Source organism: Gallintestinimicrobium sp., assembly GCF_046968865.1.
Lineage (GTDB): Bacteria > Bacillota > Clostridia > Lachnospirales > Lachnospiraceae > Gallintestinimicrobium > Gallintestinimicrobium propionicum.
Genome location: NZ_JBKVPW010000020.1, coordinates 1 through 17,185, shown reverse-complemented (window position 1 = coordinate 17,185; position 17,185 = coordinate 1). Strand labels below are relative to the sequence as shown.

Sequence of the window (17,185 nt, the reverse complement as noted above, 5' to 3'; positions counted from 1 at the left end):
AATGAAAATATAGAAGCAGGAATGGAAGGAAAATGAAAGGAAAACGAGTGATTGCAGGCATTCTGCTTGTGGGAATTTTAACAGTTACCCTGGCAGGGTGTAAACATACAGATGTGAGTAAAACAGAAACAGAAAAGCCGGTCATCACGCTGGGGAGCGACAACTATCCACCATATAATTATCTGAATGAGGATGGTGTACCGACGGGGATTGATGTAGAACTGGCTACGGAAGCATTCAAAAGAATGGGATATCAGGTGGACGTTGTCCAGATCAACTGGGAGAAGAAAAAGGAACTGGTAGAGAGCGGAGAGATTGACTGTATTATGGGCTGTTTTTCCATGGAAGGGCGCCTTGACGATTATCGCTGGGCAGGACCATACATAGCAAGCCGTCAGGTGGTCGCTGTAAATGAGAACAGTGATATCTATAAACTGAGTGACCTGGAGGGAAAAAACCTGGCTGTTCAGTCCACAACCAAACCGGAAGGCATCTTTCTGAACCGGACAGATGAAAGAATCCCAAAACTGGGAAATCTGATTAGTCTTGCACACTGGGAGTTGATCTATACCTTTCTGGGGAAAGGATATGTAGACGCGGTTGCCGCACATGAGGAATCGATTGTCCAGTATATGGGGGATTATAACACAAGCTTCCGCATCCTGGAAGAACCGCTGATGATCACCGGAATAGGTGTTGCTTTCGCAAAAGAGGATGACAGAGGAATCTGTGAGCAGATGGATCAGACACTGGAAGAAATGCGTCAGGATGGCACATCCCTGAAAATCATCGGAAAATATCTGGATGATCCGGAAAAGTATCTGGAGGTGGATGATCTTGGATATTAAGAAAATGAAAAAAGAAAAACGAATCCATCTGCTCGGTGGTCTGATTGGAATTTGTGTAGCTGTAGTCGCTCTGTTTTATTTTTTCCATGTAGAAAAGGCGGAAGCAGAAGAAAGAATGGTGGAGATTATAAACTATGTAAAAGTGCAGTGTTCCACCTACACCCATTATAATGAATCTTCGGAATCCAAAAGTCTTCTTCGTGCCATTGAAAGTGCCAGACAGATGAGTACAAATATCGACATGGAAATTGAAAACGGTGGTCAGCTAAGGCGGGAGTTCCTGAAAGAAAACCTGAAAACTCTCTGGGTGGATGGCATCCTTGTGCTGGATACAGAGGGAAAGACGGACTGTGAATACAGCACGGATGAATCTCTGACCAATGAGATTACGGCGTATTTGCAAAAAGACATTATCATGGATTTTGCCGGATATGAAGAAAGAAGCTATTCGGAACGGTTTACCAGGGAAGACGGATCTCGTATTGACATTGCAGCCTGTGCCAGAAAAGATGAGCCAGGTATCGTTGCGATTTATTATTACACCTCTCCTGAATTTACCAGAAATTATACTCTGACAATACAGGGGCTTTTAAAGGGGTATAGTACTCAGAAAGATGGAACGATTATAGTTGCAGACAACGGAATAGTGGTTGCCAGCAATGATGAGAGCTTGTTGGGACAGAATACGGCTGACAACGAAGTTGTTCAGGCAATGAAGAGGCATACAGATAGTCAGCACATTTACCATTTGAAGAATGAAGGAATCGGATGCTACGGAATCATGCTGAAGCAGAGGGATTATTATATCTATGCGTATCTGCCGGATACGGAAGTATTCCATAACCTTCCATTCGGTGTGATAAGCGTTATTTTCTTTTATTTCCTGATGTTCAGTATATTTTGGTTCTGGACATACAGAACCAATCTGGCACACCGGAAACAGGAACAGGAAAAAGACGAAAAATATAAGGCAGAACTTCTGATAGCTGCAAAAAAGGCAGAGGCTGCCAATGAGGCAAAAACAGAGTTTCTCCAGCGGATGAGCCATGATATCCGGACTCCGATCAATGGAATTCGAGGCCTGGTCAATATGGCAGACCATTATGCAGATGATATGGAGAGGCAGACGGAATATAGGACAAAGGTGAAAGAGGCATCGAATCTGTTGCTGGAACTGGTAAATGATGTCCTGGATATGAGTAAGCTGGAGTCAGGTGAAATTGTTCTGGAAGAGATTCCATTTAATCTGAGCAGTATTTCCAGGGAAGTATTTGTTGTGATCGAGCAGATGGCGGCAGAACAGAATATCCGGGTTGCGTGGGAGAAAAAAGAAATCACACACCGTGATTTTATTGGAAGTCCGGGATATGTGAAACGGGTGATGATGAATATTCTGTCGAATGCGGTGAAATATAACAAAGAAAACGGACAGATCTATGTCAGCTGCGTGGAAATCCCGTCCGAACAGCCGGAAATGACGACAATGGAATTTGTCTGCCGGGATACCGGAATCGGAATGGCTGAGGAGTTCCAGAAGCATATTTTTGAACCATTTGCACAGGAACATACGGGAAGTCGCGCAAAGTTTGCCGGAACCGGACTGGGAATGGCTATTTCAAAGAAGCTGGTCGAGGAAATGGGCGGAACCATTACTTTTGAAAGTAAAAAAGGCGTAGGGACGACATTTGTGATCCGGGTTCCATTTAAAATAGATCTGGATGCGGATAAACGTGAAGAATCGAAGGATGTATCCGAAAAATCTATAAAGGGGATGCATGTTCTTCTGGCAGAAGACAATGAGCTGAATATGGAAATCGCTGAATTTTTGCTTCAGAATGAAGGTGCTGAAGTGACCAAAGCATGGAATGGTCAGGAAATTGTTGAGTTATTCAGAAAAAGTGAATCAGGTGAATTTGATGTCATTCTTATGGACATTATGATGCCGATCATAAATGGTTATGAAGCTGCAAAGAGGATCCGGTCTTTGGACAGAGAGGATGCAAAAAAAATACCAATCATTGCAATGACAGCAAATGCGTTTACGGAGGACAGAATAAGAGCAAAAGAAGCAGGAATGGATGAGCATGTTGCGAAGCCTATTGATGTGGAATTACTGATAAAAGTAATCCATAAATTGGTGAAACATAATTGACGCTGTAAAATAGAAAAATACAAAGGAAACTCAGAGGAGAGCTCATAATGAAAAAGAAAAAATGGAGCAGAGTTTTACCGGTGCTTCTGGTGATGGTGACAGTTATATCACTTTTGCCGGGCTGTGGCAGGAAGCGTGCAGAAAAAGAAGATGCAGAAACAATCACTGTGTATTTATGGAGCACAAACCTGTATGAAAAATATGCACCATACATCCAGAAACAGCTTCCGGATATCCAGGTTGAATTTGTTGTAGGCAATAATGATCTGGATTTTTACAGATTCCTTAAGGAAAACGATGGATTGCCGGATATTATAACCTGTTGTCGATTTTCCATGCATGATGCAAGTCCCCTGAAAGACAGTCTGATGGATCTTTCTACAACCAATGCAGCAGGTGCTGTCTATGATACATACCTCAGCAATTTTATGAATGAGGATGGAAGCGTAAACTGGCTTCCCGTGTGTGCAGATGCCCATGGGTTTGTAGTGAACAAAGATCTTTTTGAAAAGTATGAGATTCCTCTGCCAACAGATTATGAAAGCTTTGTTTCTGCCTGCCAGGCATTTGATAAAGTGGGGATTCGTGGATTTACGGCAGACTATTATTATGATTATACCTGTATGGAGACACTGCAGGGTCTGTCAGCATCAGAATTGTCTTCTGTAGACGGACGCAAGTGGCGTACCGCATACAGTGACCCGGATAATACAAAGAGAGAAGGCCTGGACAGTACCGTCTGGCCTGAGGCTTTTGAACGTATGGAGCAGTTCATCCAGGATACAGGGCTGAGCCGGGATGATCTGGATATGAATTATGATGATATCGTTGAGATGTATCAAAGTAACAAGCTTGCCATGTACTTTGGCAGCTCTGCTGGTGTAAAAATGTTTCAGGATCAGGGCATCAACACAACCTTTCTTCCATTCTTTCAGGAGAATGGTGAAAAGTGGATTATGACTACACCATATTTCCAGGTGGCTTTAAACCGCGATCTGACACAGGATGAGTCACGTCGAAAGAAAGCAATGAAGGTACTGAGCACAATGCTTTCAGAGGATGCGCAGAACCAGATTATCAGTGAGGGACAGGATCTGTTAAGCTACAGTCAGGATGTAGCTCTTCAGCTTACAGAATATATGAAAGATGTGAAACCTGTGATCGAAGAAAACCACATGTATATCCGCATTGCGTCAAATGACTTTTTCTCTGTTTCCAAGGATGTGGTTTCCAGGATGATCTCAGGAGAATACGATGCGGGGCAGGCCTATCAGTCGTTTAATGCTCAGCTTCTTGAGGAGAAATCCATTTCTGAGAAAGTAGTTTTGGATTCACAGAAGTCTTATTCCAACCGCTTTCATAGCAGGGAAGGAAATGCAGCATATTCTGTTATGGCAAATACTCTGCGCAGCATCTATGGGTCAGATGTGCTGATTGCAACCGGAAATAGCTTTACGGGAAACGTGCTGAAAGCCGGTTATACAGAAAAAATGGCAGGTGACATGATCATGCCAAATGATCTTTTGGCTTACAGCAGTAAGATGAGCGGTGCTGAACTGAAAGAGACAGTTAAAAGCTTTGTAGAAGGCTATGAGGGAGGCTTTATTCCGTTTAATCGTGGCTCTCTGCCAGTGGTCAGTGGAATTTCTGTGGAAATCAAGGAAACAGAGGATGGTTACACCGTGAGCAAGGTTACAAAGGACGGAAAACAAATTCAGGACGAGGATACTTTCACGGTAACCTGTCTCGCGACATCAAAACACATGAAGGCTTATCCGGCAGATGAGAATATTGTGTTTGATGGAGGAGATACCACTGTGAAAGACACCTGGACAGGGTATGTTTCAGATGGTAATGCCATTCTTGCAGAGCCTGAAGATTACATGACGCTGAGGTGAGAAGATTGAAAGATAAAGTTTTTCAATCGTGAGATTTGTGTGTGCGCGCACTGACACAAACTCGACATGCGCAAAAAGCGTGCGCAGAAATGAGCGGAAAGAATGGATATTGAAAATCATAATACGGATAGAAAGAAGCCTGTCAGGAGAAAACAATTCATGGCAGTTGTCTGTATCGCTGTTTTGGTGGGAATTGTTTTGGGTGTTTTCCGATATTTTAGATTTGTGTCGAAAACTGTTTATGAGGAAAGTGTTTCTCATTTGACGGAGGTTTTTCATCAGTCTGATAACATGATGAGAGAACTGACAGATAAGAACCTGACATATCTTCATATATGGGGAGAGAATCTGCAGGATATTTTGAGCGAAGATGAAATTTGTGACTATATAAAGAAAGCACAGGAGGATACAGGATTTTTAGAGTTCTTTTTTCTGTCAGCTGACGGGGACTACAAGATGGCGACAGGGGAAACAGGGTACCTTGGATTACAGGAAAATATGGAAGAGGAAATCCGGCAGGGAAATGATGTGATAGCGAATGCAGCAGTTCCCGGAAAATCTCAGCTGCTTATTTTTGCCACGCCTAAGGCTCATGGAATTTATCAGGGATTTGAATATGATGCGATTGCTATTGCTTACGAAAACTCTGATATTGTAGATGTACTGGATATTTCTGCTTTCGATGGAAATGCCCAGAGCTTTATGATTCATCCGGATGGTCGTGTTGTGGTGGATCATTCTTCTGAGGCATGGGGGAACGTGTATAATTTTTTCGGAATTCTAAGAGAGCATTCTGATATGTCTGAAAAAGAGATCAATGCGCTTTTGGAGAAGTTTAAAGCAGGACGTACCGATGCGATGCTGCTAAATATGGATGGAAGGAACTACTATCTGGTCTATGAAAAATCAGATATTCAGGACTGGATGTTTCTGGGACTTGTCCAGGCGGATATCGTCAATGCCAGCATGAACCGTCTGCAGCGTAGTACGATAATCTTTGTTAGTGCGATCGTGTTTTGTATAGCTGCACTTTTTATCAGTCTTATTATTCAAAAAAACAGGACAAATCTCAGAAGAAAGGATACGGAGATTCTGTATCGGGATGAGCTGTTTCAAAAGCTTTCCATGAACGTGGATGATGTCTTTCTGATGCTGGATGCAAAAACATATCAGGCAGATTACGTCAGTCCAAATGTGGAAAAGCTGTTGGGGATTACGGTAGAACAGATTCATAAGGATATTTGTATTCTGGGAAAACTGCATTCAGAGAAACAGGAAGATCCGGAGAAAAATTATCTGGAGGAAATTCAGGTTCAGGAACAGAGAGAATGGGATTTTGAATATGTTCATCTGAAGACAGGGGAAAAACGCTGGTTCCATAATATTGCAATGGGCAGTGAGGTAAACGGGAAAAAGAAATATATCCTGGTTATGTCAGACCGGACCTCTGACCGGAAAATGAACCAGGCACTTTCTGAGGCTGTACGTGCTGCGGAGACAGCAAACAAGGCAAAGAGTTCGTTCCTTTCCAATATGTCTCACGATATCCGGACACCAATGAATGCGATTATCGGTTTTACGACACTGGCTGTAAGTAATATTGATGACAAGAAAAGAGTTCGGGATTATCTGGGCAAGATCCTTTCCTCCAGCAACCATCTGCTCTCATTGATCAATGACATACTGGATATGAGCCGGATTGAGAGCGGAAAGATCCATCTGGAAGAAACAGAGGTCAGTCTGTCGGATGTACTTCATGACCTGAAGACGATCATCAGTGGACAAATACATGCGAAGCAGCTGGAACTTTATATGGACGCCATGGATATTACGAATGAGGATGTCTATTGTGATAAGACGCGGCTGAACCAGGTGCTGCTGAATCTTTTGTCCAATGCAGTGAAGTTTACACCGGCAGGAGGAACCGTTTCTGTCCGGATCAGACAGTACCCGGGGACAGTAAAGGGCAGTGAATTGTATGAGATCCGGGTAAAGGATAACGGAATCGGCATGAGCCAGGAATTTGTACAGAAGATCTTTTCGCCCTTTGAGAGGGAACGTACTTCCACGGTCAGCAGGATCCAGGGTACAGGACTTGGCATGGCCATTACCAAGAATATTGTGAATATGATGGGCGGTACCATTGAGGTTTTGACAGAACAGGGAAAAGGCACCGAATTTATTGTTCGTCTGCCATTTCGGATTCAGTCTAAGCACCAACGGATAGAGAAGATCGCAGAACTGGAAGGACTTAAAGCATTAGTTGTAGACGACGATTTTAATACCTGTGACAGCGTGACAAAAATGCTTGTGAAGGTTGGAATGCGTTCGGAATGGACACTTTCCGGAAAAGAAGCTGTTCTCCGTGCACGGCAGTCTATGGAAATGGGAGATGCATTCCATGCTTATATCATCGACTGGCGTTTGCCGGATATGAATGGCATTGAAGTTACCCGTCAGATCCGCAGCCTTGGAGATGATACGCCGATCATAATTCTGACAGCTTATGACTGGTCAGATATCGAAGTGGAAGCCAGAGCAGCCGGAGTGACTGCATTCTGTGCAAAACCAATGTTCATGTCAGATATCAGAGATACCTTGATGACTGCGATCGGCCAGAAACAGGCAGAGGCAGAGACTGCAATCCTTCCGACAGCAGGTTCGGATTTCAGAGGCAGATACATACTGCTTGTGGAAGACAATGAACTGAACAGTGAAATTGCAGCGGAGATCCTCAATGAATATGGCTTCCTGGTTGACACTGCCGAAAATGGAGCAGAGGCAGTGGAAAAAGTTAAGAATTCAAAGCCAGGTAATTATGATCTGGTGCTGATGGATGTGCAGATGCCTGTAATGAATGGATATGAGGCCACGAAGCAGATCCGTGCTCTGGATAATCCGGCACTGGCGGGTATTACAATTCTTGCCATGACTGCCAATGCTTTTGATGAGGATAAAAAGAAAGCACTGGAATGCGGTATGGACGGATTCTTATCCAAGCCAATCGTTATTGAGGAATTGATTAGCATTCTGCAGAAGAATCTGGATTAGATGCCTGTGAACTTTCAAATGGTTTTGTTGAAGGAACAAATGGTAAATTAAAAATGGTAAAACGTACTATGTATGGAAGATGCAGCAAAGTACTTTTAGCGGCAAAAGTAATGTATGTGAAGGCAAAACGATACGGATAATTGCGGAAGAATCAGAATCGCCCGGAATACTCAGGTTATGTCAGAAAGCAAAAATTTACAAAGGCTTACAAAGCCCGAAATACCAAGAAAAACTAAAAAATGCGAGGTTATGCAACAATGATAAAAGCTTTCTTTATTTGCCACGGCACTCTTTGAAAGCTTCGCAAAAAAGCCAGTAAAATCACGGACCGGAGGGCATAGGCGGTCAGAAAATACCCCGAAAATAACCCACGGTATTTTGTGCAGATATTACATATAAATATAGATGATATTGGGGACGCAATATGGTAGAAAAGCTGTAAGATTTTGGAAAGAGAAATCTTATGGCTTTTTTCTGTGAATAAATCGAATTGAAAAGAAAATGTTGATAGATTATAATTTTTATATCTTTATAGACGGAATATATTAGATGGAGGATGCAAATGTTTGATCAAGAAAAATTAGTAGCGGTTATTGCTGCTTATAAAGAATATTTTCCAAATCATTGGAAAGATGAAAAGTATAAGTGGGAGGCAATCCAGTCTTTCCAAGAGCACTGGAATATATCTGCCGAGAATCTGGAATGTTGTTATATGCAAAAACAGAGGAAGCAATCACACCAGATTGCAGTTATGTAATGAGTGGAAATAAGATTAGTGTAAAAACATTGGATTTGAATAAAGAGTTTAAATTAATTGCAGCTCAGTTGGATAAGATTGCGGAGGAGTATTTTCAAAAGATGTAGTTGGACTTATATAATGAAAAGAGTTGGGAATATGTCTAATTTAATAGAAAGTTGGTGAAAAGCTTGGATATAAAACAATTAATCGGTGAAGCAACTGAATATGACAAAAAGCTATCTTTGGAAGCGAAGAAACCAAAGAGTTGGTGTAAGAGCGTAAGTGCTTTTGCAAATACATTTGGTGGAACATTAATCTTTGGAATAGCCGATAATGATGAAATTGTAGGACTTGAGAATCCGAATAGCGATGCTGAGAAAATAAGTGAAATCATTAAGACAAGGATGGATCCAGTTCCAGAATTTCGTCTTCGATTTGAACAGGTCGAAGATGGAAAAGTATTAATTATACTGGATATCTTCAAAGGTGAAGAGACACCGTACTATTATTCGGGTGATGGTGTGCTGGAAGCATATGTTCGTGTTGGAAACGAGAGTGTGAAAGCAACATCAACGGAATTGAAAAGACTGGTATTGCGCGGTAGAAATACATCTTATGATTCACAGATTTCTACGTATAAGGTGGAAGATTTTGCTTTTTCCAAACTCCGGGAAAGATATAAAAAATGGACAGGAAATAGTTTTGATGAGAAAGATCTTATATCATTTGGGTTGGCAAATGAGCAAGGATATTTGACAAATGCCGGAGCCTTGGTTGCAGATGAAAGCCCTATTCGATGGTCAAGATTATTTTGTACCCGGTGGAATGGATTAAATAAAAGCGGTGGTACAATAGATGCATTTGACGATGCGGAATATTCTGGAAGTGTATTGTCATTAATTGATAATGGAGAAGCTTTTATTAAGAGAAATGCGAAATTAATGTGGAGAAAGACTGCTAATTCCAGAGAAGAAATGCCGGAATATGTAGAACGTAGTTATCATGAAGCGTTGGTTAATGCATTGGCTCATAGAGATTATCTGGTGAATGGTAGTGAAGTGCATATTGATATTTACGATGATCGTATGGAAATTTATTCGCCAGGAGGCATGCCGGACGGTTCCATTATTCAGGACAGAGATCCACTTACAGTTCCGTCAACGAGAAGAAACCCGGTTTTGGCAGATATATTTAATCGGCTGGGATATATGGAACGTAAAGGTAGTGGATTTGGAAAAATCATCGGCGGCTATGAATTTCAGATCAACTATGACGAAAGTAAAAAGCCGTCTTTTAGATCAGATCGGTACCAGTTTACAGTTGTGATGCCAAATTTGAATTACAATGTCCCTCAGGATGTCCCTCGGAATGTCCCTCGGAATGTCCCTCAGAAAAAAGAAAGCAATCCGTTGGAAATTCAAATATTGAATATGATAAAAAAGGATAATAAAATCAGTACAGAAAAAATGGCAATGACGTTAGGAATAAGTTCCAAGACTGTAAAACGTCACATCAAAGATATAGGTATTGTCCGATTTGTTGGTCGTGGTTCCAATGGACACTGGGAAATAATTGATGATTAGAAATACAACTAGATGGATGACGTTAAGCTGTCTGATGCGAAGGTATTTCTGATTAAGCTTCAAAGAGATGGACGAGGATACAGTTCAATTCATTCGATCAGAGGCGTGTTAAGACCGGCATTTCAGATGGCTGTAGATGATGATCTGATTCTTAAGAATCCATTCGGATTTGAACTTGGTATGATACTGGTCAATGACAGTCAGAAGAGAGAACCAGGTTGAAAGAAGCGAAGAAAGAACTGGATAAAAACCGGTTTGTAACCCCAAAATATGCACAAATAACTCATGAAAGCCTTATTTCGTAAGGCTTTCCGGATAAGAAAAATAACCCATTTATAACCAAAATGCCCGAAAAAACATGAGAAAATGCATGAATTTATGAGAAAAAAAGCCGTTTTAGAAAAAAGTGTATAAAGGCTGGAAAGCCAGTATTTACAAGGCTTTGAGAAGATATGAGGAGATAAAATGGGTAAGATAAAAGTATTATTTATTTGCCACGGCAGAACTCGTACTTTTGCCTGAAATGGCTTGAAATCAAGACCCTTGGGGAATGAGAATGGTATTTGTACCCCCATTGTACCCCTATTTTGATATTTCACTGATTTATTAACCGGACTGCCCTCGATAAAAATGAATATGATTTGTGGTGAAAGGAGTTCCTTCGGGGACTTCTTTTCGTTTGCATAAAATGTCGGTTTGAATGTCGGTTTGTTTATATGGAACTGTTGCATGTGCAGTCGCGAGATGGAAGTTGAGGAGTATGAACATTACGATGCACCGAAATGTTATCAAAATGTTCCGAATTGTTATTAGAATAATTATTAGTTCCGGTAATTGCATCAAAAATTGATAAAAATAAGGGAATCAATTTGATGTTTGACGGCAATACATACTATGTGGTTGTACTATTAATAATAATCGTATACCTTACCTAAACATGCATAGAAACCAAGCTGATTACAATGAAATAACAAAAAAATTGAAAAGTAACATAAATTATGTTATTATATATAAAAATGTGTTACAAGGAGATGCCATATGAAAAAGCAATTAGAGAAGTATTTTGGCTGCAAAGTAAAAATAGCAGAATACAAGAATAAATTACCATTGCCGATCTTTATGACTATGCGTGATATTATGATAGTTGAAATATATGGTGTTAACTTTGCCATAATAGATGTTATGAAGGAAACGGAGCTAAGTGTTGCTGCAATGAAAAAGCAGAAAGCAAAGTATGAGGAAGCATTGCAGTGCCCTGTAGCATATGAAGTAGCGTTAAACAACGTATCCATGAGAAATGCTCTGGTAAAAAGCGGAGTTCCGTTTGTGAATTTGCCGGGAAATGTATTCTTACCATTTATGGGAATTGTATTGCAGGATGTGTATCGCAAGCAGCTTGTCAAAGCGGATAAGATGATGCCGGCAACACAGATGGTGTTCCTTGAATTGTTATATATGAGTGATGAGGAATCTGTGTTAAAAAGTGAAGTTGCGAACAAGCTGAATCTTACCAAAACGTCCATTACAAGAGCAACAGCGCAATTAGAGGAAATGGGACTCATCCAGCAGATGAAATCAGGAACAGAGATTGCTATTAAGAGAAATTACTCACGGAAAGAGTATTATGAAAATGCAAAAGGATATTTGATTAATCCGGTCCAGAAAGTGATTACAATTATGCGATATGAAGCAACCTTTGAATCATTTAGCGCAGGAGAAACTGCACTTAGTCAGGAGTCAGAATTGAATCCACCAAGAATAGAGGAACGTGCAATCTACAAGGGCGAGGAAGTTGTTGACCAGTTGGAAATTGTGGATGCCAGATCTGAAGACCCAGACGACTGCTTGAAGATACAATTATGGAAATACAATCCTTCTTATTTTGCAAGAGAAGGGCGTGTTGATCCTGTTTCACTGGCATGTACATTCAAAGGTAACGAAGACGAAAGAATAGAAATGAGTATTGAGGAACTGTTGGAGGAATTATAAATGGTACCAGGGATAGACTCTTTTAGAGAAAAATTTAAAGATTATACGGATTATTACACTATTATCGGCGGAACTGCCTGCGATATTCTACTCTCAGAGGCAGACTTGCCATTTCGAGCGACAAAAGATATTGATATGATCCTGATTATGGAGGATAACTTCCCGGAATTTGCGAGCGTATTCTGGGAATACATAAAAGAAGGCGGCTATAAGTGCGGATGGAAGAATGAACAGAATATGCACCTTTACCGCTTCACAGAAGGAAAATTCGGTTATCCTACTATGATTGAGTTGTTTTCAAGAAAGCCGGGATATCATCTTGAAATAGAAGAGGGAATCATTCCGATTCATATTGATGATGATACTTCCAGTTTATCAGCGATTCTTCTGAACGATGACTTCTATAAATTTATGATGTCCGGACGCAGAGTGGTTGATGGTATTGGTGTTCTGGGAGCAGAGCATCTGATTCCGTTCAAAATGTATGCGTGGATTAACCTTTTGGACAGAAAAAGAGCCGGCGAGCATGTTAATGAAAAGGATTTAAAGAAACATAAGTACGATGTATTCCGATTGTTGCAGATTGTTACAGCGGGAACAAAAGTTGAATCAGAAGGGCTGGTGACAGAGAGTATACATAGATATGTCGAGGAAATCAGTGCAGTAGATGAATCGGAGGTACGACTTTTGCAGATGGGAATGCCTTTTGACAGAGATAGGGGCGTGGAGTTGTTGAAGGAGATTTACTTGTAAGAAAATTGTTACAAGTTTGTATATCAATTTTAGGAGATGGAGTTATGCGAGTACTTGTGATTCCTGATATTCATCTAAAACCATGGATATTCGACAGGACAGAGAAAATCTTAAGAGACGGTAAGGCGGATCGGGCTGTGTGCCTGATGGATATGCCGGATGACTGGAATATGGAATTTCAGATAGAACGATATAAAGAAACATTTGATCGGGCAATCGCATTTGCTGAGGACTATCCGGATACTCTCTGGTGTTACGGTAATCATGATGTCAGCTACTCGTGGGGAAGACTTGAGACCGGATATTCTCCCTATGCCGAGAGGACGGTAATGTCAAAGCTTGAAGAACTTGAGAACCGCCTTAAGAGTCCGGTACAGATAAACATAATGCATCGGATTGACAATGTGCTTTTCTCACATGGAGGGCTTACAGCTGATTTCCTAAGATGGCTTAACAAGGATCTGCTGGATGCTGATATAGAGGAAGTTATTGCAGCGGTAAACGATGCTCCACATAATTATCTCTGGAATGATGAATCACCCTTATGGTTCAGACCACAGTATGAGACCAGAGAGATATTCAGAGCAGATATATACAAACAGGTGGTAGGGCATACTCCGGTGGAGAGGATATTTGAAAAAGACGGCATCATATCGACAGATGTGTTCTCTACCTATAGAGACGGAAGACAGATTGGAGAGTCTGCGATGATGGTTATTGATTCGGAAACCGGAAAATACGAGAAGATAGAGGTTATGGGGAAACTGGGAGTGTGATAAGGATGAAGGAACCTACGCAACAATATTCAGATACAATCAAATCATTACAATCCAGGATACAGGCATTGGAGGATGAAAACCGACTTCTGAAAGAGCGTTTGGAAGAAGCCGGTGTTTCGTATGCGGATATTGTGTCAGGCGACGCTGAAGGAGTTGTGGAATTGTATGATCCTGATCAGGGTGCTCGTATTAAGAAATTTGATGTTACGGATAAGATTGCAAGTGACTTCTTTATGATGTTCTGCCGCGGAAGGAAGGATGTGTATGATCTTCGTTATACGAATCCCAAAACGGGGAAGAACGGGTATTATACGCAGTGCTTTAACCGCTGGGATCGTGGCTGCCATATACAGAAAAAGGATGGAGTTCGTTGTAAGGATTGCGAATTAAGGGCATACAAGCCGGTTACTCTGCCTTTGATAAAGGCGCATATGAATGGGACAGATCCAAATGGCAATGATGTCGTGGCGATATATCCGATGCTTGAAAATAACCTTTGTCAGTTACTTGTATTTGATTTTGATAACCATGCAAAGGGAGCGGAGCAGGAAGATTATGCGAATATTGATGATGGCTGGAAAGAAGAAATAAATGCTTTGCGGCACATTTGTAAGAATCTGGATGTGGACGCTGCGGTGGAACGGTCAAGGTCGGGACGCGGTGCGCATCTTTGGATATTCTTCAAGGAAATGGTTCCTGCCAGATTGGCGAGAAGATTTGGCTTTGCGTTGCTAGAGAAAGGAGCTGAATCCGTCAATCTTAAGTCCTTCAAATACTATGATCGCATGATACCGACGCAGGATGCGCTCCCTGAGGGCGGACTTGGAAATGTTATTGCACTTCCTTTACAAGGAATGGCCTTGAAGTCCGGAAACAGTGCTTTTATTGATGAAAATTGGAACGCATATGAAGATCAGTTAAATGTTCTTGCCGGGACAAGGCGACTGACCAGACAGGGGATAGAGGACTATCTTTCTTTATGGTACAGTACGGGATCCACCAGCGAAGACAACGGTACTGATGCGCCATGGGATAAGAATTCTGAGATTGAAGCAGGCAGTGTTAAGGGCGTGGTGCGTATCGTGCTGGCTGACCGCATTTACATAGACTCAACAGGAATGTCCAATAAGACAAAAAGACAGCTTCGCCGTATGGCAACATTTTCAAACAAGCAGTATTTCCAGAATCAGGCTATGGATATGCCAAATTACGATGAATCCAGATTCATTTACCTTGGAAGTGACGAAGGAAAATATATTGTATTGCCTCGCGGACTTCGGGAAGAAATTCTAAAGAAGTTTGATAATGCGGGGATCAGTTATAAGATTGAAGACAAGAGAACCAAAGGGCAGGAACTCAATATTTCGTTTAGGGGAGAATTGCGTGAATCACAGATTCCGGCTGTGGAAACTATGCTTGAAAATGAAACCGGGATACTGCACGCCGCAACAGCGTTTGGTAAGACTGTAGTCTGCTGTGATATGATCGCAAGAAGAGGCATAAGTACCTTAATACTTGTAGACAGGGCAGATCTGATGAACCAGTGGATTAAGCGTCTGGAGGAGTTTTTGGATATTGATGAAGAACTACCTGAATATCAGACAAAGACCGGGCGTACACGAAAAAGAAAATCATTGATTGGAAATCTTCAAGGAGCGCATGATACACTGACCGGAATAGTGGATGTGGCCATGATACGTTCTCTTAAGAAAAAAGATGGATTTCATCCGAAGCTGAAAGAATATGCTCAAGTATATTTTGACGAATGCCATCACGCAGCATCGGATAGCGCGATAGAAGTGCTGCAGGAGATAAATGCAAAGTATGTGTATGGCGTGACGGCAACACCGAAACGTGGTGATGGTAAGGAAAAGATAAACGAATTTCTGCTCGGCCCTATCAGGTATAGGTTTACAGCAAAAGACAGAGCCGAGGAGCAGAATATTAATCATCTGGTATATCCCCGATTTACCCGGACAGTAAAGCCGCATCATTTGTCAAAAACACCATATGGTAATGATGCCTATGAACTGATAAGGAATAATGATGTTCGTGACGAACAGATTATCAGGGATGTGGCGGACTGTGTGCAAGCTGGAAGAACTCCGGTAGTACTGACGAAATATGTTGATCATGCCAAGAAGCTGTCTGAAAGGCTTAAGACATATGCTGACCGATTGATCTTGCTAACGGGGGCAAATGGAACGAAAGCGCGCAGGGCTCAGGTGGAAGAACTGAATAAAGTTGATGATTCGGACAGTCTTATTCTTGTGGGAACGGGCTCTTTACTTGGAGAGGGCTTCGATTTTCCGCGACTTGATACTCTGTTCATGGCGACTCCCGTTTCAGGAGAAAATGTTGTGGAGCAGTATGTCGGGCGACTTAACAGGGATTATGATGGTAAAGAAAATGTCATCGTCTATGATTATGTGGACAGTCATATTCCAAAGTTCGATAAAATGTATTCAGCAAGGCTGAAGGCATATAAAAAGATCGGATATGAACTTTGCGTTAATATGGACGGCGAAAAGCAGAAGGCAAATGCAATCTATGATATTGAAAACTATGCAGAAACTTATTGGAAGGATCTTGAGGAGGCTAATTCCGCGGTCGTTGTATCAAGTCCGAGGTTAAATAATCAAAAAGTGGATCGCATTATAAACATGCTTGGAAAGCGGCGGGAGTTGGGAGTTGAGGTAACAATTGTTACATGGCATCCGGATGCCTATAAATATGGCAAAGATGATGTCCGGATGGAGCTTATGGAGAGACTTCGAAAAGCCGGTTTTGAAATCAGGCTTGTAGAAGAGACTTGTGAGCATTATGCCGTAATCGATAATGAGATTGTCTGGTATGGAAGTGTGAATCTGCTGTCAAAGGAAGATGCCGAGGACAATTTGATGCGGGTATGCAGTAAAGATATTGCAGCAGAACTTCTTGAGATGACATTTGGTTCTGAAGTAGAATTGCAAGAATGGTAAGTATGGACGCAAAAGAAAGATAAAAATATACTTTGGGTATCAGCTAGCAGGTGTGGTAAATAAAATAGTAAAATATATCATCAAAAATAAAAACGGAAAACCCGTAGATAAATTCATAGCAAGGTGGTATATCAAGCAGAAATCCAAATTAACAACAGAAAAATTGTTTAAAATTTTAATATGCATTAAATCTTTTGAAATTTTCATGTAATTTTTTTTGAAAATGTATTGGCTTGTCCCAGGGGCAATGTTTTACAATAAGTAGAGAGATGAGCAAAACGAATTGATTTAAAAGATGGATTTGACAGTTAGCTTTTGTAAATCGGAAAAATGGAAATTTATGACATAACAAAGCTTACGTAAGTCCAGAACCTACGCAAATGGGGAGATATGAATAGCTCTTTATTATGCG

General features: G+C 41.2%; 10 protein-coding genes and 1 pseudogene. All 11 read left to right on the top strand.

From position 1 onward, the window contains the following. Positions 1 to 32: 32 nt before the first annotated feature. The 11 genes and pseudogenes from ACLTOQ_RS14290 to ACLTOQ_RS14240 all read left to right on the top strand — a co-directional run bounded on the left by ACLTOQ_RS14290 (position 33) and on the right by ACLTOQ_RS14240 (position 16,773). Positions 33 to 848: a substrate-binding periplasmic protein gene (locus ACLTOQ_RS14290; protein ID WP_412319746.1), complete on the top strand. Its 816-nt coding sequence runs from the start codon at positions 33 to 35 to the stop codon at positions 846 to 848. Continuing rightward, positions 832 to 3,000: an ATP-binding protein gene (locus tag ACLTOQ_RS14285; RefSeq protein WP_412319745.1), complete on the top strand. Its 2,169-nt coding sequence runs from the start codon at positions 832 to 834 to the stop codon at positions 2,998 to 3,000. The genes ACLTOQ_RS14290 and ACLTOQ_RS14285 overlap by 17 nt, the downstream gene beginning before the upstream one ends. Before the next feature lie 47 nt (positions 3,001 to 3,047). Next, positions 3,048 to 4,898 (top strand): extracellular solute-binding protein, encoded by a 1,851-nt coding sequence (locus tag ACLTOQ_RS14280; RefSeq protein ID WP_412319744.1) that lies wholly within the window; start codon positions 3,048 to 3,050, stop codon positions 4,896 to 4,898. A 102-nt stretch (positions 4,899 to 5,000) separates the two neighbouring features. Beyond that, positions 5,001 to 7,949, top strand: a complete 2,949-nt coding sequence (locus ACLTOQ_RS14275; protein ID WP_412319743.1) for a response regulator — start codon at positions 5,001 to 5,003, stop codon at positions 7,947 to 7,949. A 562-nt stretch (positions 7,950 to 8,511) separates the two neighbouring features. Then, positions 8,512 to 8,706, top strand: a complete 195-nt coding sequence (locus tag ACLTOQ_RS14270; protein WP_288837292.1) for a hypothetical protein — start codon at positions 8,512 to 8,514, stop codon at positions 8,704 to 8,706. Between the two features lie 170 nt (positions 8,707 to 8,876). Next, positions 8,877 to 10,271, top strand: a complete 1,395-nt coding sequence (locus ACLTOQ_RS14265) for an ATP-binding protein (protein ID WP_412319742.1) — start codon at positions 8,877 to 8,879, stop codon at positions 10,269 to 10,271. A gap of 12 nt (positions 10,272 to 10,283) precedes the next feature. After that, a pseudogene (locus tag ACLTOQ_RS14260) lies at positions 10,284 to 10,484 on the top strand (site-specific integrase); the annotation flags it as partial. A gap of 825 nt (positions 10,485 to 11,309) precedes the next feature. After that, positions 11,310 to 12,260, top strand: coding sequence for a winged helix DNA-binding protein (locus ACLTOQ_RS14255; protein WP_262585771.1), 951 nt, complete (start codon positions 11,310 to 11,312; stop codon positions 12,258 to 12,260). After that, positions 12,261 to 13,013: a hypothetical protein gene (locus ACLTOQ_RS14250; RefSeq protein ID WP_262585772.1), complete on the top strand. Its 753-nt coding sequence runs from the start codon at positions 12,261 to 12,263 to the stop codon at positions 13,011 to 13,013. Between the two features lie 44 nt (positions 13,014 to 13,057). Next, the gene (locus ACLTOQ_RS14245) at positions 13,058 to 13,789 is read left to right on the top strand and encodes a metallophosphoesterase (RefSeq protein WP_262585773.1); all 732 of its coding nucleotides are present in this window, start codon (positions 13,058 to 13,060) and stop codon (positions 13,787 to 13,789) included. 5 nt (positions 13,790 to 13,794) lie between these two features. Then, positions 13,795 to 16,773 carry a TOTE conflict system archaeo-eukaryotic primase domain-containing protein gene (locus ACLTOQ_RS14240; protein ID WP_262585774.1) on the top strand — a complete coding sequence of 993 codons (2,979 nt, stop codon included), beginning with the start codon at positions 13,795 to 13,797 and terminating at the stop codon, positions 16,771 to 16,773. Positions 16,774 to 17,185 lie beyond the last annotated feature (412 nt).

What these genes read in the sequence shown, in the direction of transcription:
- ACLTOQ_RS14280 (WP_412319744.1), top strand. Translation starts at nt 3,048, where the DNA reads ATGAAAAAGAAAAAATGGAGCAGAGTTTTACCGGTGCTTCTGGTGATG.
- ACLTOQ_RS14270 (WP_288837292.1), top strand. Translation starts at nt 8,512, where the DNA reads ATGTTTGATCAAGAAAAATTAGTAGCGGTTATTGCTGCTTATAAAGAA.
- ACLTOQ_RS14240 (WP_262585774.1), top strand. Translation starts at nt 13,795, where the DNA reads ATGAAGGAACCTACGCAACAATATTCAGATACAATCAAATCATTACAA.
- ACLTOQ_RS14285 (WP_412319745.1), top strand. Translation starts at nt 832, where the DNA reads ATGATCTTGGATATTAAGAAAATGAAAAAAGAAAAACGAATCCATCTG.
- ACLTOQ_RS14245 (WP_262585773.1), top strand. Translation starts at nt 13,058, where the DNA reads ATGCGAGTACTTGTGATTCCTGATATTCATCTAAAACCATGGATATTC.
- ACLTOQ_RS14290 (WP_412319746.1), top strand. Translation starts at nt 33, where the DNA reads ATGAAAGGAAAACGAGTGATTGCAGGCATTCTGCTTGTGGGAATTTTA.
- ACLTOQ_RS14275 (WP_412319743.1), top strand. Translation starts at nt 5,001, where the DNA reads ATGGATATTGAAAATCATAATACGGATAGAAAGAAGCCTGTCAGGAGA.
- ACLTOQ_RS14255 (WP_262585771.1), top strand. Translation starts at nt 11,310, where the DNA reads ATGAAAAAGCAATTAGAGAAGTATTTTGGCTGCAAAGTAAAAATAGCA.
- ACLTOQ_RS14250 (WP_262585772.1), top strand. Translation starts at nt 12,261, where the DNA reads ATGGTACCAGGGATAGACTCTTTTAGAGAAAAATTTAAAGATTATACG.